Here is a 23,487-nt window from a genome sequence, read left to right as displayed (position 1 = left end):
GAGCCGACCGACCACGGCGGCGGCGAAGGCCGGGCTCGCCGCGTGCCCCGACCAGCGGACGGCCGCCGCATCGAGCTGCGCGGCCGTACCCGGCCGGGTCAGGTCGTCGGCGGCCTGCACCCCCAGGGCGGTGAGCGCGCCGGCCCCCCAGCCCGGCAGGCGGCCGGCGAGCCAGCCGGTCACCCGTTCGGCGTCCCCTGGGCGGGCGGCCCCACCCAGCGGTGCAGCGACCGCGGCGAGCACCGCCGCGACGGCGATGGCGTCGGCGGTCAGCTCGTCCAGCAGGGCCCGGTGCTCGACGGCGCGGTCGGCGTCGTCCACCGCGACCGCCGCGGCGAGGTCGGCGGCCTGGTCGCGGCCGGGAGCGGGGACGCCGCCGTCCCACGCCGGCCCCATCAACACGGCGAGCCGGGACCCGGCGTGGGCGAACTGGTCACGCTGGTCGGCGCGCAGGGCGGCGACCCGCGCGAGCACGGTCAGCCAGAGCTCACGGTGCGCAGCGAGCCGGGCGGCCGCCGTCGTCAGTGCGCTGTGCAGCTCGCCGGTCACGGCCGTCGCCGTGGCGACCTCGGTGGTCACCGCCGCCGCGTCGGCTCCCTGCCAGCCGGTGTCGACGGCCGCCGCGCCCAGCAGGTGCACCGTCGTCCCCGCGGCGAAGCCGGCCGATGTGAGCTGGTCGAGGACGTCGCCCAGGGCAGCCGGGGAGCCCGGCGGGTCGGGCAGCTCCGCCGGCGTGGGGAGCAGCGTGCTCACCGGGGGACCGCCGCGCCCCGCCCGGGGAGCAGCTCGCCGTCCAGCTGTTGCCAGGAGTCGGCGGCCGTCGCCACGGCACTCCGCAGCCAGGCCAGTTCTCCGGCCAGACAGCCACCGGCGGCCGCCACCGTCTCGCCGAACCCGGCCACGACCGGGCCGAGCGGACCGCCCACCCCCGCGCCGTCGCCCGTCGCCCTGACCTGGGCCACCCGGGCCGACGCGGCGTCCAGCACCCCGGCCAGCGCGTACAGCCGGGCCGGGACCACCTCGATCACCATGCCGGGGAGTCTGGCGGCCCGACGGCGTCGTCCCCGGCCGTCGTCCACAGGCTCGTTGGCGTCGCAGGCCGAGCGGGGCGTCGTCGTCCACACCGTCCACAGGCGTCGTCCACAACCGGTGGACGACGGCGGAGCACCGCTGCGGCCCGCCTCTAGGCTGCGCGCGTGCGCACCGGACCGCCCGACGTCGGCGACCCCGAGGCCGGGTCGACCCTGCCCTTCGTGCTGGTCTGCTGGCTGGTGGGGGCGCTGATGGTGTTCGGCGCGATCGCTGCCTCCGACGCCTTCCTGGAGCAGCAGGAGGTCCAGTCGGTCTGCGACGGTGCCGCGCTGGCGGCGGCGAACCAGGTCGACGAGGGTGCCGTCTACACCCGCGGGGTGGGCACCGAGCTGCCGTTGACCCGGGCGGCGGCCGAGGCGGCCGTGGCCGACCAGCTCGGGGACGCGGGCGTCGTCCTGGACTCGTGGTCGGCGGTGACCGACGGCGCCGAGGTGACCGTGCGGTGCAGCCGGTCGGTCCCGATCGCCTTCGGCTGGCTCTTCCTGGCCGGCGAGCCACTGGAGCGCACCGCCGTGGCCAGCGCCCGGGCACCGACCGCATGAACGAGGACGGCCCCCGACCGCGTGGTCGGGGGCCGTCGTACCAGGTGTGGCGGGTGAAGGATTCGAACCTTCGTAGGCTAAGCCGACGGATTTACAGTCCGCTCCCATTGGCCACTCGGGCAACCCGCCGTGGTGGTACCGGGAGAGCTTACAAGACGGGGGACGACGTCCTCGCCGGGTCCCCGGCGGCACGCCGTCCCCACTGAGGAGGAACCGACATGGCCGATGCGTCCTTCGACGTGGTGAGCAAGGTCGACCGGCAGGAGGTCGACAACGCCCTGAACCAGGCGGGCAAGGAGCTGTCGCAGCGGTTCGACTTCCGTGGCGTGAACGCCACCATCGCCTGGGCCGGCGAGGAGGCCGTGAGCCTGCAGGCCGACACCGAGGAGCGGGTGGCCGCAGCGCTCGAGGTGTTCAAGGAGAAGCTGGTCAAGCGGGGCATCTCGATGAAGGCGCTGGACGCCGACGAGCCGCAGTCCTCGGGGAAGGTCTACAAGATCTCCGCCCGGATCCAGCAGGGGATCGCCTCGGACAAGGCCAAGGAGATCGCCAAGGCCATCCGCGACGAGGGCCCCAAGGGCGTGCAGGCGCAGATCCAGGGGGACCAGCTCCGGGTCAGCGGCAAGAAGCGCGACGACCTGCAGGCGGTCCAGCAGCTGCTGAAGAGCAAGGACTTCGAGATCGCGCTGCAGTTCGACAACTACCGCTGAGCTGAGGGAGACGGCCCCCGCGCCGCGGCGCAGGGGCCGTCAGCCCAGTTCCCGGGCCATCTGCTGCAGCCGGGCGATGCGCTCGGCCATCGGCGGGTGGGTGGCGAACATCGACGCCATCCCCTGCCCGCGGAACGGGTTGGCGATCATCAGGTGGCTCTGGGTCACCAGCCGGTCGTCCTGCGGCAGCGGCCGGGCCGCCACGCCGCGCTCGAGCTTGGACAGCGCACTGGCCAGCGCCAACGGGTCGGAGCTGAGCCGCGCACCGGAGGCGTCGGCCTGGTACTCCCGGCTGCGGCTGACCGCCATCTGGACCAGGCCCGCGGCGACCGGGCCGAGGAAGACCAGCAGCAGGCCACCCAGCCCGCCGCCCTGCCGGTCCTCGGACCGGCCACCGAACAGCGAGGCGAACATCGCCATGTGCGCCAGGTAGGTGATCACCGTGGCCATGGCGCCGGCGACCGAGCTGATCAGGATGTCGCGGTTGTAGACGTGCGAGAGCTCGTGGGCCAGCACGCCGCGCAGCTCCCGGCGGTCCAGCAGCTCCAGGATGCCCTGGGTGCAGCAGACGGCGGCGTTGCGCGGGTTGCGGCCGGTGGCGAAGGCGTTGGGCTGGTTCGTGGGGCTCACGTACAGCCGGGGCATGGGCTGACGGGCCTCGGTCGCGAGCTCGCGCACGATCGCGTAGAGCTGCGGGGCCTGGGTCTCGGTCACCGGGAAGGCACGCATGGCCCGCAGCGCCAGCTTGTCGGAGTTGAAGTACGCCCAGCCGTTCACGCCGAGCGCCAGCACCAGCGCGATGAGCAGCCCGCCGCGGCCGAAGAAGCTGCCGACCAGCAGGATGACCCCGGCCATCAGGCCCAGCAGCACGGCCGTCTTCAGTCCGTTGTTCCAGCGTTGCACGAGCGGTAGAACGCCGCCGGCCCGATCCCCGTTCCCCCGGCGGGCTGGGGCCCGGCTGTGAGGTGAGCCGACCCTGTGTGGCTTCCCTCACGTCGACGGCCGAGCCGGTCCCCCGGCGCGCCGCGCACGTAGCCTGGCGGGTCGGAGGTACCTCACACATGACTGGCACCAACCCCGGAATCAGCTCTGCCGCGAACGGTGTTGCCCCTGGCATGCACCCCGCCGTGGACCCCGCCATCGACGCTGCCGCCCACAGCTCCGCCCCCGGCGGACTGGTGAAGAGCGTCGTCGAGCTCGATCGCGTCGTCATCCGGCTCGCCGGGGACTCCGGCGACGGGATGCAGCTCACCGGTGGCCGCTTCACCAGTGAGACGGCCTCGTTCGGCAACGACCTGTCGACGCTGCCGAACTTCCCCGCCGAGATCCGGGCGCCGACGGGCACCCTCCCCGGGGTCAGCAGCTTCCAGCTGCACTTCGCCGACCACGACATCATGACCCCGGGCGACGCCCCGGACGTGCTGGTCGTGATGAACCCGGCGGCGCTGAAGGCCAACCTCGTGGACCTCCCCGGCGGTGGCCTGCTGATCGCCGACTCCGACGAGTTCACCCCGCGGAACCTGGCCAAGGTGGGCTACGCCAGCAACCCGCTCGAGGACGGCTCGCTGGAGAAGTGGCAGCTGGTGAGCGTACCGCTGACCTCGATGACCACCGATGCGCTCGCGGACTCCGGCCTGGGCAAGAAGGAGGCCGAGCGCAGCAAGAACATGTTCACCCTCGGCCTGCTGTCCTGGATGTACCACCGGCCCACCGAGGGCACGATCCGGTTCCTGGAGCGGCAGTTCCGCCGCAAGCCGCAGATCGCCGCGGCCAACATCGCCGCCTTCCGCGCCGGGTTCAACTACGGCGAGACGACGGAGGCCTTCGCGGTCTCCTACGAGGTCAAGCCGGCTCCGATGGCCCCGGGCAAGTACCGGCACATCTCCGGCAACCAGGCGCTCTCCTACGGCCTGGTCGCCGCGGGGCAGCGCTCGGGCCTGCCGGTGTTCCTCGGGGCCTACCCGATCACCCCGGCCAGCGACATCCTGCACGAGCTGTCCAAGCACAAGGCCTACGGCGTGCGCACCTTCCAGGCCGAGGACGAGATCGCCGGCATCGGCGCGGCCCTGGGCGCCTCCTTCGGTGGGGCGCTCGGTGTGACGACGACGTCCGGTCCGGGTGTGGCGCTCAAGGCCGAGACCATCGGCCTGGCCGTGATGACCGAGCTGCCGCTGCTCATCGTCGACGTGCAGCGCGGCGGCCCCTCGACCGGCCTGCCCACCAAGACCGAGCAGTCGGACCTGCTGCAGGCCCTCTACGGCCGCAACGGCGAGGCCCCGGTGCCGGTCATCGCGCCCCGCTCCCCCGGCGACTGCTTCGACGCCACGCTGGAGGCAGCGCGGATCGCGCTGACCTACCGGACGCCGGTCATCCTGCTGTCCGACGGCTACCTGGCCAACGGCGCCGAGCCGTGGTCGATCCCGGCCACCGACGAGCTCCCCGACCTGCGCACGGAGTTCGCCACCGAGCCCAACGGTGAGGACGGCGAGTTCCTCCCCTACCTGCGTGACCCGGAGACCCTGGCCCGGCCCTGGGCGGTCCCCGGGACGGCGGGGCTGCAGCACCGGATCGGTGGGCTGGAGAAGGCCGACAAGACCGGGAACATCTCCTACGACCCGGAGAACCACGACTTCATGACCCGCACCCGGCAGGCCAAGGTCGACGGCATCGCCGCCTCGATCCCGGCGACCGAGGTCGACGACCCGGACGGCGACGCCCGGGTGGCCGTCATCGGCTGGGGCTCCACCTACGGACCGATCGGCGCGGCCTGCCGTCGGATCCGCGCCTCGGGCCGTTCGATCGCCCAGGTGCACCTGCGCCACCTCAACCCGCTGCCGGCCGACCTGGGCGAGATCCTCGCCCGGTACGACCGGGTCGTCTGCCCCGAGATGAACCTCGGTCAGCTGGCCATGGTCCTGCGGGCCAAGTACCTGGTCGACGTGCACAGCCACACCCAGGTGCGCGGGCTCCCGTTCCGCGCCGCCGAACTGGCTGCCGTGTTCCAGGACGTCATCGACGGGACCACCGGGACGGTCGCCACCCTCGACACCGGCTCCGACACCCCTGCACAGACGGGAGCGGCACTGTGACCGCCATCGAGTCCACCAACGCCCACGTGCACGACCTCGGCATGCCCGCCGCAGGTCCGGACGTCACCACGATCTCCGGCGCCATCGACGCCTCGGTCGCGGCGAACGGCCCGAAGCAGACGACGCTGAAGGCCAAGGACCTCAAGACCGACCAGGAGGTGCGCTGGTGCCCGGGGTGCGGTGACTACGTCATCCTCAACGCGGTCCAGAGCTTCCTGCCCAGCCTCGGCATCGCCCGCGAGGACATGGTCATCGTGTCGGGCATCGGGTGCTCCTCCCGGTTCCCGTACTACATGAACACCTACGGGATGCACTCGATCCACGGCCGGGCCCCGGCCATCGCGACCGGACTGGCCGCCTCCCGCCCGGACCTGTCGGTGTGGGTCGTCACCGGGGACGGCGATGCGCTGTCCATCGGCGGCAACCACCTGATCCACACCCTGCGCCGCAACGTGAACCTGACGATCCTGCTGTTCAACAACCGGATCTACGGGCTCACCAAGGGGCAGTACTCGCCGACGTCGGAGGTCGGGAAGGTCACCAAGTCCACCCCGATGGGCTCGATCGACGCCCCGTTCAACCCGGTGTCGCTCGCGCTGGGCGCGGACGCGACCTTCGTCGGCCGGGCGATGGACTCCGACCGCAAGGGCCTCACCGACGTGCTGCGCCAGGCCGCCGAGCACCAGGGCACGTCGCTGGTGGAGATCTACCAGAACTGCAACATCTTCAACGACGGCGCCTTCGAGCTGCTCAAGGACCCGGCCACCGGCCCGATGTGGACCATCCCGCTGGTGCACGGCGAGCCGCTGGTCTTCGGCCCGGGGGGCGCCTCCTGCGTCGTCCGCGACGACTTCGGCGGCCTGCGGATCGCCGAGACCAACCAGGTCGACGCGAGCCAGATCGTGGTGCACGACGCGCACCGCGAGGACCCGTCGTACGCCTTCGCGCTGTCCCGGCTGTCCAGCCAGGACCTGCGCTACAGCCCGATGGGCGTCTTCCGGTCGGTGGCCAAGCCCACCTACGACCGGATGATGGCCGACCAGCTCGAGGACGCCGCGGCCCAGGAGCCCGCCGACCTCGACGCCCTGCTGGCCGGCAGCGACAGCTGGACCGTCAGCTGATCCGAGTCGACCGCTGAACGCCGGTGGCCCAGGACCTCTCCGGTCCTGGGCCACCGGCGTTCATGCCCCGCGGAGCAGCTCGGTGAGCACCGCCAGGGCCCCGGCGAGCTCGCCCCTGGTGGGGTGGGCGAACCCGAGCACCAGCCCGGCCCGGTCCCCGTCGGCGCCGGCCAGGTGGTGCCGTCCCAGCCCGTCCAGGGCCACCCCGCGGGCCGCGGCCGCCGCGATGACCGCCGCCTCCGTCCCACGGTCGGGCAGCGGCACCAGCACGTGGGCTCCGGCGGGGTCTCCCTCCGCCAGGCAGCCGGCCGCGGTCACCGACGCGAGCACCTCCGCCCGGCGGCCGGCGAGCTCGCGGCGCAGCCGCCGCAGGTGCCGGGCGAGGTCGCCGGAGTCGGCCAGCGCGGCGAGGACCCGCTGACCGGCCCGAGCCGGGCGGGTGCCCGTCCTGGTCCGCCGGGCGAGCAGGTCGGCGCGCAGGCCCGGTGGCGCCACCAGCCAGCCGGCACCCAGGGTCGGGCTCACGATCTTGCTGGTGGTGCCGAGGTGGACGACGACGTCGGGCCCCAGGGCACCGAGCAGCGGCAGCGGAGCGACGTCGTAGCGCAGCTCGCCGTCGTAGTCGTCCTCCAGCACCCACCAGCCCTCGGTGCGGGCGCGGGCGACGAGGTCCAGCCGCCGGGCTGCCGACATCCGCAGGCCGAGCGGGTACTGGTGGGCCGGGGTGCAGTAGACGGCGGCCACCCCGGCCGGCACCGCGGCGACGACCAGGCCGTCGCGGTCGACGGGGACGGGCACCGGCTGCACACCGGCGTCGACCAGCGCACCGACGACCCGCTGGTACCCCGGGTCCTCCACCCCGACCCGGCTGCCCGGGGGCAGGACGCGGGCGACCTCGGCCACGGCGGCCGAGGTGCCGGACGTGGCCAGCACGTCGGCTGCGGTGGCCGACAACCCCCGGTGGCGCAGCAGGTGCTCGGCGACGGCGGCGCGGAAGGCCGGGTCCCCGGCCGACTCGGTGGTGGCGTCGGGCGCGCTGTCCCCAGCGGCACGCCAGGCACGACGCCAGGCCGCCTGGTCGAGCACCTCGAGACAGGGCGACCCGGCCCGCAGGTCGACGAGCGCCGGACCCGTCGGCGGCGCGGCCAGGCCGGCGCGGGCCGGTGCCGGTCGGGCCAGCACGGAGCCGACCACGAACGTGCCCACCCCGCGGCGCCCGGCAGCCCACCCCTCGGCCAGCAGCTGGTCGTAGGCGGCTGCGGTGACCGTCCTGCTGACCCGCAACGCCGCAGCCAGCTCCCGGGTGGACGGCAGTCGGTCACCCGGGCGCAGTGCACCGGCCACGGCGGCCTCCCGCAGCCCGTCGGCCAGCTGCGCCGACAACGGCCTCGCGGCCGACCGGTCGAGGACGACGGGCGGGACGTCGATCAGCGGACACCTCCGGTGGCCTGGCGGAAAAGCGGCGGAATGGCCCTTGGAGGATGCCACTGCGTGCTGCACGTTGGGGGCATGGACGTCGCAGCCCCGCTCTCCCCCACCGCCCGCAGCACCATCCGCCGCGGAGCTCGGCGGGCCCGCACCGACCGCGCGGAGCTGTACGCCGTGCTGGACGCCGGGCTCGTCGGCCACCTGGGCGTCGTGCTCGACGGCGCGCCGGTGGTGCTGCCCACCGGGTACGGCCGGGTCGGCGACACCCTCTACCTGCACGGCTCGACCGGCGCGGCCACCCTGCGCGCCGCCGCGGCCGGTCAGCCGGTGGCCTTCACCGTCACCCACGTCGACGGCGTCGTCTACGCGCGCTCGTCCTTCCACCACTCGATGAACTACCGCTGCGCCGTCGTGCACGGCACCGCGCAGCTGGTCACCGACCCCGCCGAGCGGCTGCGCGCGCTGGCGGCGCTGACCGAGCAGCTGGCGCCGGGCTCCTGGACGGCGACCCGGCAGCCGGACCGCCGGGAACTGGCCGCCACCGCCGTCCTGGCGCTGGACCTCGCCGAGGCGAGCCTGAAGGTGCGCACCGGCCCGCCCGGGGACGACGAGCGCGACCTGGCGGCCGATGCCGGCCCGGCGCCGGTGTGGGCCGGGGTCCTGCCGCTGCGCACCGTGCTCGGCGAGCCGGAGCCCGATCCGCTGCTCCCGGCCGGGGTGCCGGTGCCGCCCCGGGTGCGGGACCGTGCGCTCAGCTGGCCGGGGTGACCCGGAGCAGCTGGTCCTCGCCGTCGCCGTCGTCGGTGGTGACGTAGAGCGCGCCGTCCTGCCCCTGCTCGGGGGTGCGGATGCGGCCGTGGGCGTCCTCGAGCTCGGGCAGCCGGAAGGACTCGACGAGCTCGCCGTCATCGGTCAGCCGGAGCGCGAGGACGCCGGTGTCCTTCTGCACGCCGATGAGCAGCAGCCCGTCGTAGTCACCCCAGGCCTCCCCGTCGAGGAACGTCGCCCCGGACGGCGCGATGGTCGGCTCGCCGGAGGACCAGACCGCGGGCACGGCGCCGGGGGCGGTCATCGGCACGCTCTCGTCGTACACGCCCGCCCCGACCGGGTCCCAGCCGTGGTCGGCACCCGGCTGGAGCAGGTTCACCTCGTCGTCCCGGTCGGGCCCGTGCTCCACCGAGTACACCTGGCCGGAGTCGGGGTGCACGGCCAGGCCCTGCACGTTGCGGTGCCCGTACGTCCAGATCCGGTCAGCGGCGTCGGCGTCGGCGGTGAACGGGTTGTCCGGCAGGGCCTCACCGGTGTCCGGGTCGATCCGGAGGACCTTGCCGGCGAGCGAGCCGAGGTCCTGGGGGTTGGTCCCGAGGGCGTTGTCCCCCGTCCCGACGAAGAACGCGCCGTCGGGGCCGAACTCGACCCGGCACCCGCCGTGCCGTCCGCTGTCGGCGTTGACCGGGATGCCGCCCAGCAGTGGGTCGGCGACCCGGGTGGCGGTGGTCCACCCCTCGTCCACGGTCCAGGCGACCACCTGGATCTCGGCGCCATCGGCGGACTGCACGCCCTGGCAGGTGTAGAAGCGCCGGTTGTCGGCGAAGGCCGGGTCCAGGGCGAGCCCCATCAGGCCGGTCTCCCCCTCGGCGAACAGGTCGTCGAAGTCCGCGTCCAGCGTGCGCGCCTCGCCGTCGGGCAGCACCGCGGTCAGGCCGCCGGCGCGCTCGTCGACCAGCAGGGTGCCGTCCGGCGCCTGGGCGACGTCCCAGGGGTGGTCGAGCCCGTCGAGCACGACCTCGACGTCCAACGCGGGGGCACCGGTGGGTGCGGACACCGGCGCAGGGGCGGCCGCGTCGGTGTCGCCAGCGCCGGAGTCGGTGGCACCGCAGGCGACGAGCAGCAGCACGGCCCCCATGCAGGGTCCCGCCGCGAGCTTGCGAGCGGTGGGGGGCATGGGGGTCCTTCCTCAGCTGGTGCGGGTCACCACGTACGTGCACAACCCGGAGAGGGCCTCCCGCACCGGGCCGTCGGGCACCGCCGTCAACCGGTTGCGGGCCCGGTCGGCGTACTCGCCGAGCACGGCGGTGGCCCGGGCGAGCGAGGTCGAGCTGCGCAGCAGGGCGAGCGCCTCGGCGTGCTCGGTGTCGTCGACGACCGGGCCGGCCACCAGCTCGCGGAGCCGGGCCTCGGCCGGGTCGTCACCGGCCAGGGCGAACAGCACCGGCAGGGTGGCGATCCCCTCGCGCAGGTCGGTGCCGGGGCGCTTCCCCGACACCCCGGCCTCGCTGACGATGTCGATCAGGTCGTCGGAGAGCTGGAAGGCCACCCCGACCTCCTCACCGAACGCGGTCAGCGCGGTGACCAGCTCCGGGGTGGCGCCCGCGAACGAGGCACCGAATCGGGCGGAGGTGGCGACCAGGGACCCGGTCTTGTCGGCCAGCACCCCGAGGTGGTGGCCGACGGCGTCCTCGCCCGGCTGGGCGCCGACGGTCTCCCGCAGCTGCCCGGTGACCAGCCGCTCGAACGTCCGGGCCTGCACCCGGACGGCCTCCGGACCGAGGTCGGCCAGCAGGTCCGACGCCCGGGCGAAGAGGAAGTCGCCGGTCAGGATGGCGACGCTGTTGGTCCAGCGACTGTTGGCGCTCGGGGCGCCCCGGCGGACGGAGGCCTCGTCCATCACGTCGTCGTGGTACAGCGTGGCCAGGTGGGTCAGCTCGCAGACGACGGCCGCGTCGACCACCTCGGGGGCGTCCGCGTCGCCGAGCTGGGCGGCGAGCAGGGCCAGCAGCGGCCGGAACCGCTTGCCGCCGGCGGCCATCAGGTGACCGGCGGCCTCGTTCACGAACGCGTGCTCGCTGGCGACCGAGGACGCCAGCCGGGCCTCCACCCGCGCCAGCCCGTCGGACAGGGCCTCACCGAGCTCACCGTCGGGCAGCCAGGGGCCGATCGTCGAGGCCGGGCTGGCGGGCCGGTGCCAGGACTGGCCCTCTCGCTGGGGGTCGCGTCCGCCGCCCTGGGGGCTGGTGGTGCCGGCTCCGGTCATCAACCGACGAAGATAGCCGCCGCGCACGGCCCCCGGCGCACCGGCCTGCCGCCGGCCGGGCCGTCGGGAGCCGGTCAGCCGACGAACACCGCGGCCGACTCGGCCAGCTCGAGGACCGCGCCGGGCAGGACGCCGAGCACGAGCGTCGCGGCTGCGGTGACCGCGAGCACGATCGTGGTCGGCATGCCGGGCACGCCGACGGTGGGGCCGTCGGGCGCGGGGTCGGAGAAGTACATGAGCACGACCACCCGCAGGTAGAAGAACGCCGCGATCGCACTGGCGACCAGGGCGGTGACGACCAGCGGCCAGGCGCCGGCCTCGATGGCGGCCCGGAAGACGGCGAACTTGCCGGTGAACCCACTGGTGAGCGGGATGCCGGCGAGGGCCAGCAGGAAGAAGGACATCAGCGCGGCCACCAGCGGGGAGCGCTGGGCGAGGCCGGCCCACTGGGAGAGGTGGGTGGCCTCGCCGTCGCCGTCCCGGACCAGGGTGACCAGCCCGAACGCGCCGAGCGTGGTGAGGCCGTAGGTGACCAGGTAGAACATGGTCGCGGCCAGCCCGTAGCCGGTGCCGTCCGGGCCGAGGCCGATGACCCCGGTGAGCAGGAAGCCGGCGTGGGCGATCGAGGAGTAGGCCAGCATCCGCTTGACGTCGGTCTGGGTGAGCCCGAGCACCGCGCCGACCACCATGGACGCGATCGCCAGGGCGTAGACCAGCGGGCGCCAGGTCCAGTCGGCGGTGCCGAAGGCCACGTAGAGCAGCCGCAGCACCGCCCCGAAGGCGGCGACCTTGGTGGCCGCGGCCATGAAGGCGGTCACCGCGGTGGGGGCGCCCTGGTAGACGTCGGGGGTCCAGCTGTGGAAGGGCGCGACGCTGGCCTTGAACATCAGCCCGACCACGAGCAGGCCCAGCCCGATCACCATCAGGGCGCTGCCGCCCTCGGTGACCACGGCCACCCGCACGTCGGACAGCCGCACGCTCCCGGTCGCGCCGTAGACCAGGGCCAGCCCGTACAGGAAGAACGCCGAGGCGAAGGCGCCGAGCAGGAAGTACTTGACCGCCGCCTCCTGGGACAGCAGCCGGCGGCGGCGGGCGAGCCCGGACAGCAGGTACAGCGGCAGGCTGAGCACCTCGAGCGCCACGAACATGATCAGCAGGTCGTTGGCGGCGGTGAACAGCATCATGCCGCCGATGGCGAAGGAGGCCAGCGGGTAGGCCTCGGTCTGCACCCGCTCGGAGGTGGCCAGCTCGCGGTCCCGGACGCTGCCGGCCGGGACCGCGGCGGCGGCGACGAACGCCGAGCGGGCCGGGTCGAGGGCGCGCTCGCTGAACAGCAGGACCGACAGCGCGCCGAGAACGGCGATCGTCCCCTGCAGGAAGAGGGCCGGCCCGTCGACGGCCAGCGCCCCGGCGGCGGTGACCTCCTCGGTGCCGGCCAGCAGCAGCGTGGCGACGAAGGCCCCGACGGTGCCGACCAGGGCGATCGTCACCTGCACGGGATGGCGCACGGACCGGGGCGTGAACGCCTCGACCAGGACGCCGACGCACGCGGCGCCGAAGACGAACAGCAGCGGTGCGAGCGCCGCATAGGACAGGTCCGGTGCCTCGATGGCGCCCATCAGTCGGTCCCCCCGGTCCCGGTGCTGCCCGGTGCAGCAGGCGTGCTGCCCCCGGGGTCGACGCCGATGTCGCTCATGGTGGCCTCGACCGCCGGGCTGACCAGGTCGATCAGCGGCTGCGGGTACACCCCGAGCACCAGGATCAGGGCGACCAGCGGCGTGACGACGGCGATCTCCCGCCCGGACAGGTCACGGACCGCCAGCACCCGGGCCCGCGCCGGCGCCTCCAGCACCGCGGTCGCCCCGCCGGCACCGCGCTCGGGGACGGCGGTGGCGCCGCCCCGGGCGCCGTGCTCGCCAGCGCCGTGATCAGCAGGGCCGTGATCAGCAGCGCCGTGATCAGCAGGACCGTCCTCGTCGACCAGCAGCACGCCGCGCGGCGGCCCGTGCATGACCCGCTGGTACATCAGCAGCACGTAGAGGGCGGCCAGCACGATCCCCACGGTGGCGATGATCGTGAACACCGGGCGGGTCGGGAACGCCCCGATCAGCACCAGGAACTCGCTGACGAAGCTGTTGGTGCCCGGCAGCGCGAGGGAGGCCAGCCCGGCGAGCAGGAAGACCCCGGCCAGCAGCGGCGTCCTGGCCGCCAGGCCGCCGTAGTCGCGGATCTGCCGGGAGCCGCCGCGGGCGATGACCATGCCGACGACGATGAACAGCAGGCCGGTGGCGATGCCGTGGTTGAACATGTAGAGCACCGCGCCGGTGGCTGCCTCGGTGGTGAAGGCGAAGATGCCCAGCGCGATGAAGCCGAAGTGCGCGATCGAGGTGTAGGACACCAGCCGCTTCATGTCGCTCTGCCCGACGGCCAGCAGCGCCGCGTAGATGATCCCGGCCACGGCGAGCACCAGCACCCAGGGGGCCAGGTCGCGGGACGCGTCGGGGAACAGCGGGAGGCAGTAGCGCAGGAAGCCGAAGGTGCCGACCTTGTCCAGCACGCCGACCAGGAGCACGGCGCCGCCGATGGGTGCCTCGGCCCCCGAGTCGGGCAGCCAGGTGTGGAAGGGCACCAGCGGTGCCTTGATGGCGAAGGCGAGGAAGAAGCCGGCGAACAGCAGCTTCTGCACGTTCGGGTCGATCTCCAGCTGGCGCAGCGCGTCGAAGGCGAACGTGCCCTCCCCGAGCTGGGAGTTGCTGACCACGTACAGCCCGATCACCGAGGCGAGCATGACCAGCCCGCCGAGCAGGCTGTACAGGAAGAACTTGACCGCGGCGTACTGCCGGTTCGCACCCCCGAAGCTGCCGATCAGGAAGTACATCGGCACGAGCATCGCCTCGAAGAAGACGTAGAACAGGAAGACGTCGGTGGCGGCGAAGACCCCGACCATCAGCGACTCGAGCAGCAGCAGCCACGCCCAGAAGGCGGTCATCGACCGCGCCGGGCGGCCCGGCCGGGGCAGCGGGGTGTCCCGCCACGAGGCGCCCACGACGACCGGCACCAGCACGCCGATCAGCAGCAGCATGGACAGCGCGATGCCGTCGACGCCGAGGGCGAAGTCCACCCCGAAGTCGGGGATCCAGGCCACCGAGGTGGTCAGCTGGAAGCGCTCGCCGCCGGGGTCGAAGGCGACGGTGGTCAGCACGGCGAGCAGCAGGACCAGCAGGCTCACCGCCAGGGCGAGCTGGCGGGCCAGCGCCTCCCGGGCGGCCGGCAGCGCCGCGACGGCCGCCGCACCGACCGCCGGGACGACGATCATCAGGACCAGCCAGGGGACGTCGGTCACGGCCGGGCCGCCTCTCCGCGGGTGGGGGTGTTCAGGGTGGTCATGCCGTCACCGCGACCAGGGCGCCGGCGACCAGCACCGCGCCGCCGAGGATGCCGAGGGCGTAACTGCGGACGAACCCGGTCTGCACCCGACCCAGCCGGGCCGACCCGCCACCCAGCGCGGCGGCCGCGCCGTTGACCGCGCCGTCCACCCCGCGCGCGTCCAGCCAGACCAGCGCGCGGGTCAGCCACATCCCGGGGCGCATGACGAGCGACTCGTTGACCGTGTCGGCGTAGAGCCCGCGACGCGCGGCGGTGACCACCGGCGAGACGCGGGCCGGCGCCGTCGTCGGCACCTCGCGGCGGCCGACGAACAGCCAGGCCGTGAGCGCCCCGAGGGCGACGACGATCGTGACGACGATGCTGACCACCAGCGGCGACACCAGGTGCGCGGCCTCCTCCGGCTCGCCGAACACCGGCTCCAGCCAGCCGCTGAGCGGGAAGACCGACACCAGCAAGAAGCCCGCGGCGACCGACCCGAAGGCCAGCAGCACCATCGGCGCCGTCATCGACGCGGGGGCCTCGTGCGGGTGCACGCCCTCCTCCCAGCGGGGTCGGCCGAAGAACGTCATCAGCATCAGCCGGGTCATGTAGAAGGCGGTGAGCCCGGCGCCGAGAACGGCGACCCCGCCGAGGACCCAGCCGGAGACGCCGCCGCGGTCCAGCGCGGCCTCGATGATCGCGTCCTTGGTCCACCAGCCGGACAGGAACGGGAAGCCGATCAGCGCCAGGTAGCCCAGCCCGAAGGTGACGAAGGTGATCGGCAGCTTCCTGGCCAGGCCGCCGAAGCGGCGCATGTCGACGGAGTCGTCCATCGCGTGCATCACCGAGCCGGCACCGAGGAACAGCCCGGCCTTGAAGAAGCCGTGCGCCAGCAGGTGGGCGATGGCGGCCGCGTAGCCGACCGGCCCGAGCCCCACGGCCAGGAACATGTAGCCGATCTGGCTGACCGTGGAGTAGGCCAGCACCTTCTTGATGTCGTCGTGGGCGCAGCCGGCGATGGCCCCGATCAGCAGGGTGACCGCGCCGACGGCCAGGACGACGGTGCGGGCGGTGGGCGTGGCGTCGTACAGCGGGGCGCTGCGGGCGATCAGGTAGACCCCGGCGGTCACCATCGTGGCCGCGTGGATGAGCGCCGAGACCGGCGTCGGGCCCTCCATCGCGTCGGGCAGCCAGGCCTGCAGCGGGAACTGGCCGGACTTGCCGCAGGCGCCGAGCAGCAGGAGCAGCCCGATCGCGGTGACGGTGCCGCCGGCGAGCAGCCCGACCGAGCCGAAGACGCCGGCGTAGGACGTCGTCCCGAGCTGGGCGAACATCAGGAAGATCGCCAGCGCCAGGCCGACGTCCCCGACCCGGTTCATCAGGAAGGCCTTCTTGGCCGCCGTGGCGGCCGCCGGGCGGGTGTGCCAGAACGCGATGAGCAGGTAGGACGCCAGGCCGACGCCCTCCCAGCCGACGTAGAGGGCCACGTAGCTGTTGCCCAGGACCAGCAGCAGCATCGCCGCGACGAACAGGTTGAGGTAGGCGAAGAACCGGCGGCGGCCGGGGTCGTGCGCCATGTAGCCGATCGAGTAGACGTGGATCAGCGCACCGACCCCGGTGATCAGCAGGGTGAAGGCCGCCGACAGCGGGTCGAACAGCAGCCCGGCGGTGACGTCGAGGTTGCCGGTGTCGATGAAGGTGAACAGGTCCAGGCTCACTGTGCGGCCGGCGCGTTCGGTCAGCGCGAGGGTGCAGGCGAGCGCGACGGCGAACGCCGCGACCACGGTGCCGGTGGCCAGCAGGTGGCCCCAGCGATCGGTACGCCGCCCGCCCAGCAGCAACAGCGCCGCACCGGCCAGCGGCAGCACGATCACCAGCCACGCGACGGACAACAGCCCGTCGACCGGGACCGACGCAGGCACGACCTCGTTCACCCCTGTGCTCCCGTTCCGCTCAGTACTTCAGCAGGTTGACGTCGTCGACCGAGGCCGAGCGGCGGGTGCGGTAGATCGACATGATGATCGCCAGGCCGATGACCACCTCCGCGGCGGCGACGACCATCACGAACAGGGCGATGACCTGGCCCTCGACCGTCCCGGTGCTCCGGGCGAAGGTGATCAGCGTGAGGTTCACCGAGTTGAGCATCAGCTCGATGCACATGAACACGACGATCGCGTTGCGCCGGACCAGGACGCCGACCGCGCCGATGGTGAACAGGATCGCGGCCAGCACCAGGTAGTTCGTGATGGTCATCGGGGCGCGCCCTCTCCGCTGCCGGGGACCGGGCCGGTGGTGCCGCCGCCGATCGTGCCGAGCGCGGCGTCGGTGCCCCCGGCGTGCGGCAGCCCCTCCCGCTCGGCCCCCACGCTGCCGGTGCGCGGCAGCTCGTCGACCCGCACGGGCTCGACCCCGGTCGCGAAGCTGCTCGGCGCGAGACCGCCGTCGGGCAGCCGGCCGGGCGCGGCGATGGAGTTGGCCCGCGCGTAGACGCCGGGCCCGGGCAGCGTCTGCGGCCGGTCGGTGAGGAACCGGGCGCGGGAGCGCTCCTTCTGGCTGCGCAGGACGCCGGGCTCCCGTTCGGCGTGGGTGAGCATCAGCGCGCCCACCGCGGCCACGATGAGCAGCGCACCGGTGACCTCGAAGGCAAGCACGAAGCGCCCGTAGAGGACGGCGGCGATCGCCTCGACGTTGCCGGCGGCCGGCCCGCCCGCGGTGTCCTGCACCGCCGCGAGACCGATCACCGGCAGGTCCTCGGCGCCCCGCGCGACACCGGCGCCCACCAGCCCGGCGAAGCCGATGCCCAGGACGATCGCCGCCACCCGCTGCCCACGCAGCGTCTCGACCACCGAGTCCGACGTCTCCCGGCCGACCAGCATGAGGACGAACAGGAACAGGATCATGATCGCGCCGGTGTAGACGATGATCTGCGCCGCACCGAGGAACGGCGCCTCCTGGACGACGTAGAACACGCCCAGGCTGAGCATCGTGGCGACCAGCCACAGCGCCGAGTGGACGGCGTTGCGGGACAGCACCATCCCCAGCGCACCGGCCAGCGCGACCGGGGCGAGCACCCAGAAGACGATCGTCTCTCCGGTGCCGATGACCACCCCGGTGTCCGCAGCTGCGGCCACGACGCCCATGTGCCCGACGTTCACGCCCGCTCCTCGAGCACCGGCTCGGCCGCCTGCTGCGTCGGGGGCGCCGCCTTGGGGTCGCGCACGTAGTAGTCCTGCTCGTCGTCGCCCAGCCGCATCGGGTGCGGCGGCTGCTCCATGCCGGGGAGCAGCGGGGCCATCAGCTGCTCCTTGGTGTAGATCAGCGCCTGGCGGTCGTCGTCGGCGAGCTCGAAGTCGTTGCTCATCGTCAGCGACCGGGTGGGGCAGGCCTCGATGCACAGCCCGCAGAAGATGCAGCGCAGGTAGTTGATCTGGTAAACGGCGCCGTAGCGCTCACCCGGGGAGAAGCGGGCGTCCTCGGTGTTGTCCCCGCCCTCGACGTAGATGGCGTCGGCGGGGCAGGCCCAGGCACACAGCTCGCAGCCCACGCACTTCTCCAGGCCGTCGGGGTGCCGGTTGAGCACGTGCCGGCCGTGATAGCGCGGCTTCGTCTGCTTCGGGACGTCGGGGTACTCCTCGGTCGTCACCTTCTTGAACATCGTGGCGAAGGTGACCCCGAACCCCTGGGCGGGCCCGGGCAGCCAGCTGGACCGCTTGCCGGGGGCCGTGGTGGCCGGCGCCGCGGAGGACTGCCGGGCGATGGCCGTGCCCTCCCGCCGGGCCGGGCTGGCGCCTGACGTCGGCTCGGTGGGGGGCGGCGGGGTGGGCTCAGACATCGTCGGTCTCCTCGGGCGTGGTCGAGCTGGAGCGCCGTCCGGTGCCGACGACGGTCCCGGCGCCGACGGACTCGCGGCCGCGCAGCCGGGGCGACGGCGGTACGACCAGGTCCATCGGGGGCACCGGGAACCCGCCGGCGGCCCGGTCGCGGCCACGGGCGTCCAGCACCTGCGGCTCGGCCGGTGCCGGTCCGCCGGCGGCGGCCTCGCGGGCCGCGACCCGGGTGTCGCGGTTGCGCATCCGGGAGGCCAGCAGCAGCCCACCCAGCAGCACCAGCGCGATCGGCACCCCGACGAAGACCGCCATCTCGCCGGCGTCCACGTCGGTCTCCCGGGCGACGGCGCGCAGCGTCGCGACGACGAGGATCCAGACCAGGCCGACCGGGACGAGCACCTTCCAGCCGAAGCTCATGAACTGGTCGTAACGGAGCCGGGGCAGCGTGCCGCGCAGCCAGACGAAGACGAACAGCGCGACGACGACCTTGGCGAAGAACCACAGCAGCGGCCACCAGCCGGTGTTGGCGCCGTCCCAGATCGAGATCGGCCAGGGCGCCCGCCAGCCGCCGAGGAAGAGCGTGGCGGCCAGCGCGGAGACGGTGACGATGTTGATGTACTCGGCCAGGAAGAACAGGGCGAACTTCAGCGACGAGTACTCCGTGTGGAAGCCGCCGACCAGCTCGCTCTCGGCCTCGGGGAGGTCGAAGGGTGCCCGGTTGGTCTCGCCCACCACGGCGATGACGTAGATGACGAAGGAGACCGGCAGCAGGACGGCGAACCAGCTGGGCCCGGTGAACTCCAGGCCGAAGAGGGACAGCTCGGTGCCGTCGGCCTGGGCGGCGACGATCTCCGAGGTCGACATCGAACCGGCGTAGAGGAACACCGCGACGATCGACAGGCCCATCGCGATCTCGTAGCTGATCATCTGGGCGGCGCTGCGCAGCGAGCCGAGCAGCGGGTAGGTCGACCCGGAGGCCCAGCCGCCGAGCACGATGCCGTAGACGCCCATCGCCGAGCAGGCCAGCACGATGAGCACCCCGATCGGGGAGTCGATGAGCTGCAACGGCGTGCGCTCGCCGAAGATGCTGACCGTCGGGCCGAGCGGGATGACCGAGAACGCCAGGAAGGCCGGGATGGTGGCGATGACCGGCGCCAGGAAGTACACCGGCTTGTCGGCCAGCGCCGGCATGATGTCCTCCTTGAACGCCAGCTTCAGGCCGTCGGCAAGGCTCTGCAGGTAGCCGCGCGGCCCGACCCGGTTGGGGCCGATCCGCTGCTGCATCCGGGCGACGACCTTGCGCTCGAAGACGATGGCGAACAGCGTCATCAGCACCAGCACCCCGAAGATGCCGACGATCTTGATGAGCACGATCCACCAAACGTCGGACCCGAAGTCCGCCAGCGTCGGCTGGTCGGCGGCGGCGAAGACGGTCACTCCTGGGCTCCCCGCAGGCTGGAGACGGAGGTCGCGCCGGCCGGGGTGGGCGGCGGACCCGCCAGCCGGACGACGGAGCCGGGGCCGGCGCCGAGCTGGGCGCGGACCTCGCTGCCCGGCGACCGCATCGGCAGCCAGACCACCCCGTCGGGCATCTCGACCAGCTGCACCGGCAGCGTGACCGCCCCGGCCGGGCCGGTGACGGTGAGCGGGTCGCCGTCGGCCAGGCCGAGGCGGCGGGCGGCGTCCTTGCCCAGCCGGGCGGCCGGGGGCCGGGCGGTGCCGGCCAGCGCCGGCTCCTCCCGCTGCAGCGTCCCGACGTCGAGCAGCTGCCGCCAGGAGGCGAGCACCGCCTCGTCCTCGGCCAGCTCCGGCAGCGGTGCCGGCGCGACCTCGACCCCCGTCCCGGCGGGGGCCTGGGCGGCGCCGCCGAGGGCGGTCAGCTGGGCGCGGACCTCGGTCACCGACCCGACCCGCAGGTCGACGCCCAGGTGCTCGGCCAGGCCCTGCAGCACCCGGCCGTCGGTGAGCTGGCCGGTGCCGTGCAGGGTCGCGTCGAACGGGCGGACCCGTCCCTCCCAGTCCAGGTAGCTGCCGGCCTTCTCCGGGGCGGCGGCGACCGGCAGGACGACGTCGGCGTGCGCGGTGACCGCGGTCGGGAACAGCTCCAGGCTGACCACGAACCCGGCCGCCTGCAGCGCCCGCTCGGCCAGCACCGGGTCGGGCAGGTCGGCGGGGTCGACGCCTCCGACGAGCAGCCCGGCCAGGGCGCCGTCCCGGGCGGCGGTGAGGATGCCGGTGAGGTCCCGTCCCGGGGTCGCCGGCACGTCGGCTCCCCAGCGCTGTGCGACGGCGGCCCGGTCGGCGGCACTGGCGACGGTGCGGCCGCCCGGGAGCAGGGTCGGAAGCGCGCCCACCTCGACCGCGCCCCGCTCCCCCGCCCGGCGCGGCACCCAGCCGATCCGGGCGCCCGTCTCGGCGGCGAGCGCGCTGACCGCGGAGAAGCCGCCCGGCACCTCGGCCAGCCGCTCGCCGGCCAGGATGACCGCGCCCGGGTGGAACAGCGCGACGGCCGCCTCGGCGAGGATGCCGTCCACCGGGTTGGCGGCGAGCGCCTGCAGCAGCTGGGCCTCCTGGCCCGGGACGGTCGGCAGCACGGTGGCCTGCAGCTTCTCCGCGGCGCGGGTGCTGAAGGGGGCCACGTCGAACACCTGCATGCCCGCCGTCCGGACCGCCCGGCGCAGCCGCAGGAAGACGATCGGCGACTCCTCCTCCGGCTCGAAGCCGACCAGCAGCACCGCCTGGGCGGAGCTCAGGTCGTCGTAGCTCACCGCGCCGGCCCCGGGCGCGGTCCCGGCGACGTGCGTGGCCAGGAAGTCCAGCTCCTCGGCGGAGTGCGCGCGGGCCCGGGCGTCGACGTCGTTGGTGCCCAGCGCCACCCGGGCGAAGGCGGCCCAGGCATAGGCGTCCTCCACGGTCAGCCGGCCACCGGGCAGCGCCCCGACCCCGCCGGCCGCGCGCGCGGCGCGCAGGCCCTCGGCGGCCGCAGCCCACGCCTCCGGCCAGGAGGCGGGCTGCAGCTCGCCGTCCCGGCGGACCAGCGGCGTCATCAGACGCTCGTTGCTGCTGGCGTAGCGGAAGGCGTAGCGGCCCTTGTCGCAGTTCCACTCCTGGTTGACCGCCGGGTCCTCCCCGGCCAGCCGCCGGGTCACCGTGCCGCGCCGGTAGTCGGTGCGCTGGGCGCAGCCGCTGGCGCAGTGCTCGCAGACGCTGGGCTCGCTGCGCAGGTCGAACGGGCGTGCGCGGAACCGGTAGGTGGCGCTGGTCAGCGCGCCGACCGGGCAGATCTGGGTGGTGTTGCCGGAGAAGTAGGACTCGAACGGCTCGTCCTCGTAGATCGCCACCTGCTCCAGCGCGCCGCGCTCGAACAGCTCGATGAACGGGTCGCCGGCCACCTGCTGGCTGAACCGGGTGCAGCGGGCGCAGAGCACGCAGCGCTCGCGGTCCAGCAGCACCTGGGTGCTGATCGGCAGCGGCTTGGGATAGGTGCGCTTGGTCTCGACGAACCGGGACTCGGCCCGCCCGTTGGTCATCGCCTGGTTCTGCAGCGGGCACTCCCCGCCCTTGTCGCAGACCGGGCAGTCCAGCGGGTGGTTGACCAGCAGCAGCTCCATCGTGCCCTGCTGCGCCTTGTCCGCGACCGGGCTGGTCAGCTGGGTCTGCACCACCATGTCCGGGGCCACCGGGGTGGTGCAGGAGGCGACCGGCTTGCGCTGCCCCTCGACCTCCACCAGGCACTGCCGGCATGCGCCGATCGGGTCCAGCAGCGGGTGGTCGCAGAACCGCGGGATCTGCACGCCGATCTGCTCGGCGGCCCGGATGATCAGCGTGCCCTTCGGCACGGCGACCGGGAAGCCGTCGATGGTGCAGTGCACGGCGTCGGGTGGGGTGTGCGGGCCGGGCGCGCCCGGCGGCAGCGCCGGCGCGGGCTCGGGGGTGGCCGGGGTGAGGGTCATCGGGCTGCTCCAACCGGCTCGAGCCGCAGCGAGCGACCGAGGCGGGCCTGCTCCTCGGCCGGCAGCAGCGCGACGTAGTCGTCCTTGAAGTACTTCAGTGAGCTGGCGATGCAGCTGGTCGCGCCGTCACCGAGGGCGCAGAAGGAGCGGCCCAGGATGTTGTCGCAGGTGTCGGTGAGCAGGTCCAGGTCGGCGGCCCGGCCCTGCCCGTGCACCAGCCGCTCCAGGATCTGGACCAGCCAGTAGGTGCCCTCCCGGCACGGGGTGCACTTGCCGCAGCTCTCGTGCGCGTAGAACTCGGTGAACCGGAGCGTGGCCTCGACGATCGAGTCGGTCTCGTCGAAGACCATCAGCGCGGTGGTGCCCAGCATCGAGCCGGCCGCGGCGACCGAGTCGAAGTCCAGCGGCACGTCGAGGTGCTCGGCGGTGAAGTAGGGCGTCGAGGAGCCCCCCGGCGTCCAGAACTTCAGCTCGTGACCGGGCCGGACGCCGCCGGCCATCGCCAGCAGCTCGCGCATCGTCGTCCCCATCGGGGCCTCGTACTGGCCCGGGCGCACGACCCGGCCGGACAGCGAGTAGATCTTCGGGCCGGGCGACTTCTCCGGGCCCATGCTCTTGAACCACTCGGCGCCGCCGCGGACCACGTACGGCACGCTGGCCAGCGTCTCCACGTTGTTGATCACCGTCGGGGAGCCGTAGAGGCCGGCGACGGCGGGGAACGGCGGCTTGAGCCGGGGCTGCCCGCGGTAGCCCTCCAGGGAGTCCAGCAGCGCGGTCTCCTCGCCGCAGATGTAGGCCCCGGCGCCGGCGTGCACCACCAGCTCGAGGTCGTAGCCCGTGCCCAGCACGTCGCTGCCGAGGTAGCCGGCTGCGTAGGCCTCCTGCACGGCGGCCATCAGCCGGCGGTGGGCGTGCACCGCCTCCCCACGGACGTAGATGACGGCGAAGTGCGAGCGGATCGCGTAGGCGGTGATGATCACGCCCTCCACCAGGGAGTGCGGGTCGGCCATCATCAGCGGGAGGTCCTTGCAGGTTCCCGGCTCGCCCTCGTCGGCGTTGACCACCAGGTACTTGGGCGCCGCGGCCGGGCCGGTGGGCTCCTCCCCCGGCTTGGGCTGGGGGATGAAGGACCACTTCATCCCGGTCGGGAAGCCGGCGCCGCCACGACCGCGCAGACCGGAGTCCTTGACCAGTCCGACGACGTCGGCCGGCGCCATCTCCAGGGCCGAGCGGAGCGCGCGGTAGCCGTCGAGGCGCTCGTAGGTCTCCAGCGTCCAGGAGCGGGGCGCGTCGAAGCGGGCGGTGAGGACGGGGGTCAGGGGCAT

The 23,487-nt window shown here is 73.7% G+C and carries 20 protein-coding genes and 1 tRNA gene; 5 read left to right on the top strand and 16 right to left on the bottom strand.

The genetic code is table 11. The features are described 5' to 3' along the window. Both IN07_RS02435 and IN07_RS02430 read right to left on the bottom strand, forming a co-directional pair. On the bottom strand, positions 1-753 hold a 753-nt coding region (locus IN07_RS02435; RefSeq protein WP_036333201.1), incomplete at its 3' end, for a hypothetical protein. Then, positions 750-1,031, bottom strand: coding sequence for a hypothetical protein (locus tag IN07_RS02430; RefSeq protein ID WP_036333200.1), 282 nt, complete (start codon positions 1,029-1,031; stop codon positions 750-752). The genes IN07_RS02435 and IN07_RS02430, both read right to left, overlap by 4 nt. Before the next feature lie 165 nt (positions 1,032-1,196). Here IN07_RS02430 and IN07_RS02425 point away from each other — a divergent pair, with 165 nt between their 5' ends. Continuing rightward, positions 1,197-1,634, top strand: a complete 438-nt coding sequence (locus tag IN07_RS02425; protein ID WP_036333199.1) for a pilus assembly protein TadG-related protein — start codon at positions 1,197-1,199, stop codon at positions 1,632-1,634. 47 nt (positions 1,635-1,681) lie between these two features. Here the strand turns inward: IN07_RS02425 and IN07_RS02420 are convergent. Continuing rightward, positions 1,682-1,763 (bottom strand) — tRNA-Tyr (locus tag IN07_RS02420). An 89-nt stretch (positions 1,764-1,852) separates the two neighbouring features. Between IN07_RS02420 and IN07_RS02415 the strand changes: the two genes are divergently transcribed. Then, the gene (locus IN07_RS02415; protein WP_036333198.1) at positions 1,853-2,344 is read left to right on the top strand and encodes a YajQ family cyclic di-GMP-binding protein; all 492 of its coding nucleotides are present in this window, start codon (positions 1,853-1,855) and stop codon (positions 2,342-2,344) included. A 39-nt stretch (positions 2,345-2,383) separates the two neighbouring features. Here the strand turns inward: IN07_RS02415 and htpX are convergent, their stop codons facing one another. Then, positions 2,384-3,247 (bottom strand): zinc metalloprotease HtpX, encoded by an 864-nt coding sequence (gene htpX, locus IN07_RS02410; RefSeq protein ID WP_036333197.1) that lies wholly within the window; start codon positions 3,245-3,247, stop codon positions 2,384-2,386. 212 nt (positions 3,248-3,459) lie between these two features. Here htpX and IN07_RS02405 point away from each other — a divergent pair, with 212 nt between their 5' ends. Further along, positions 3,460-5,433, top strand: a complete 1,974-nt coding sequence (locus IN07_RS02405) for a 2-oxoacid:acceptor oxidoreductase subunit alpha (protein WP_052090572.1) — start codon at positions 3,460-3,462, stop codon at positions 5,431-5,433. Then, positions 5,430-6,554: a 2-oxoacid:ferredoxin oxidoreductase subunit beta gene (locus tag IN07_RS02400; RefSeq protein WP_231557958.1), complete on the top strand. Its 1,125-nt coding sequence runs from the start codon at positions 5,430-5,432 to the stop codon at positions 6,552-6,554. Before IN07_RS02405 ends, IN07_RS02400 begins: the two co-directional genes overlap by 4 nt. Positions 6,555-6,614: 60 nt before the next feature. Here IN07_RS02400 and pdxR read toward each other — a convergent pair whose 3' ends face one another. After that, positions 6,615-7,937 (bottom strand): MocR-like pyridoxine biosynthesis transcription factor PdxR, encoded by a 1,323-nt coding sequence (gene pdxR / locus IN07_RS02395; RefSeq protein WP_231557957.1) that lies wholly within the window; start codon positions 7,935-7,937, stop codon positions 6,615-6,617. 126 nt (positions 7,938-8,063) lie between these two features. Here pdxR and IN07_RS02390 point away from each other — a divergent pair, with 126 nt between their 5' ends. After that, a complete protein-coding gene (locus tag IN07_RS02390) occupies positions 8,064-8,750 on the top strand; it encodes a pyridoxamine 5'-phosphate oxidase family protein (protein WP_036333193.1) in 687 nt (228 codons plus the stop codon). Here the strand turns inward: IN07_RS02390 and IN07_RS02385 are convergent. From IN07_RS02385 to nuoF, 11 genes are all read right to left on the bottom strand, one after another. Continuing rightward, positions 8,734-9,927 (bottom strand): PQQ-dependent sugar dehydrogenase, encoded by a 1,194-nt coding sequence (locus IN07_RS02385; RefSeq protein ID WP_064972345.1) that lies wholly within the window; start codon positions 9,925-9,927, stop codon positions 8,734-8,736. The genes IN07_RS02390 and IN07_RS02385 overlap by 17 nt on opposite strands. A gap of 12 nt (positions 9,928-9,939) precedes the next feature. Next, positions 9,940-11,016, bottom strand: coding sequence for a polyprenyl synthetase family protein (locus IN07_RS02380; RefSeq protein WP_081975121.1), 1,077 nt, complete (start codon positions 11,014-11,016; stop codon positions 9,940-9,942). A gap of 74 nt (positions 11,017-11,090) precedes the next feature. After that, positions 11,091-12,635, bottom strand: coding sequence for an NADH-quinone oxidoreductase subunit NuoN (gene nuoN / locus IN07_RS02375; protein ID WP_036333191.1), 1,545 nt, complete (start codon positions 12,633-12,635; stop codon positions 11,091-11,093). Next, complete coding sequence (locus IN07_RS02370; protein ID WP_036333189.1) at positions 12,635-14,359, bottom strand: NADH-quinone oxidoreductase subunit M; 1,725 nt, start codon at positions 14,357-14,359, stop codon at positions 12,635-12,637. Before IN07_RS02370 ends, nuoN begins: the two co-directional genes overlap by 1 nt. Positions 14,360-14,399: 40 nt before the next feature. Further along, on the bottom strand, positions 14,400-16,304 hold the full coding sequence (gene nuoL, locus IN07_RS02365; RefSeq protein ID WP_036333244.1) for an NADH-quinone oxidoreductase subunit L: 1,905 nt from the start codon (positions 16,302-16,304) through the stop codon (positions 14,400-14,402). A 31-nt stretch (positions 16,305-16,335) separates the two neighbouring features. After that, on the bottom strand, positions 16,336-16,635 hold the full coding sequence (nuoK, locus tag IN07_RS02360) for an NADH-quinone oxidoreductase subunit NuoK (protein ID WP_036333187.1): 300 nt from the start codon (positions 16,633-16,635) through the stop codon (positions 16,336-16,338). Further along, on the bottom strand, positions 16,632-17,537 hold the full coding sequence (locus tag IN07_RS02355; RefSeq protein WP_231557956.1) for an NADH-quinone oxidoreductase subunit J: 906 nt from the start codon (positions 17,535-17,537) through the stop codon (positions 16,632-16,634). Before IN07_RS02355 ends, nuoK begins: the two co-directional genes overlap by 4 nt. Beyond that, positions 17,534-18,214: an NADH-quinone oxidoreductase subunit NuoI gene (nuoI, locus tag IN07_RS02350; protein WP_156119001.1), complete on the bottom strand. Its 681-nt coding sequence runs from the start codon at positions 18,212-18,214 to the stop codon at positions 17,534-17,536. The genes IN07_RS02355 and nuoI overlap by 4 nt, the downstream gene beginning before the upstream one ends. After that, positions 18,207-19,646: an NADH-quinone oxidoreductase subunit NuoH gene (gene nuoH / locus IN07_RS02345; protein ID WP_036333185.1), complete on the bottom strand. Its 1,440-nt coding sequence runs from the start codon at positions 19,644-19,646 to the stop codon at positions 18,207-18,209. The genes nuoI and nuoH overlap by 8 nt, the downstream gene beginning before the upstream one ends. After that, positions 19,643-22,162 carry an NADH-quinone oxidoreductase subunit G gene (locus tag IN07_RS02340; RefSeq protein WP_064972344.1) on the bottom strand — a complete coding sequence of 840 codons (2,520 nt, stop codon included), beginning with the start codon at positions 22,160-22,162 and terminating at the stop codon, positions 19,643-19,645. Before IN07_RS02340 ends, nuoH begins: the two co-directional genes overlap by 4 nt. Beyond that, the gene (gene nuoF / locus IN07_RS02335) at positions 22,159-23,487 is read right to left on the bottom strand and encodes an NADH-quinone oxidoreductase subunit NuoF (protein WP_036333183.1); all 1,329 of its coding nucleotides are present in this window, start codon (positions 23,485-23,487) and stop codon (positions 22,159-22,161) included. Before nuoF ends, IN07_RS02340 begins: the two co-directional genes overlap by 4 nt.

It is taken from the genome of Modestobacter caceresii, from assembly GCF_000761485.1.
In the GTDB taxonomy this organism is placed as follows: domain Bacteria; phylum Actinomycetota; class Actinomycetes; order Mycobacteriales; family Geodermatophilaceae; genus Modestobacter; species Modestobacter caceresii.
Note: the sequence above shows the minus strand (reverse complement) of the source record. Positions and strands in the feature narration are given on the sequence as shown.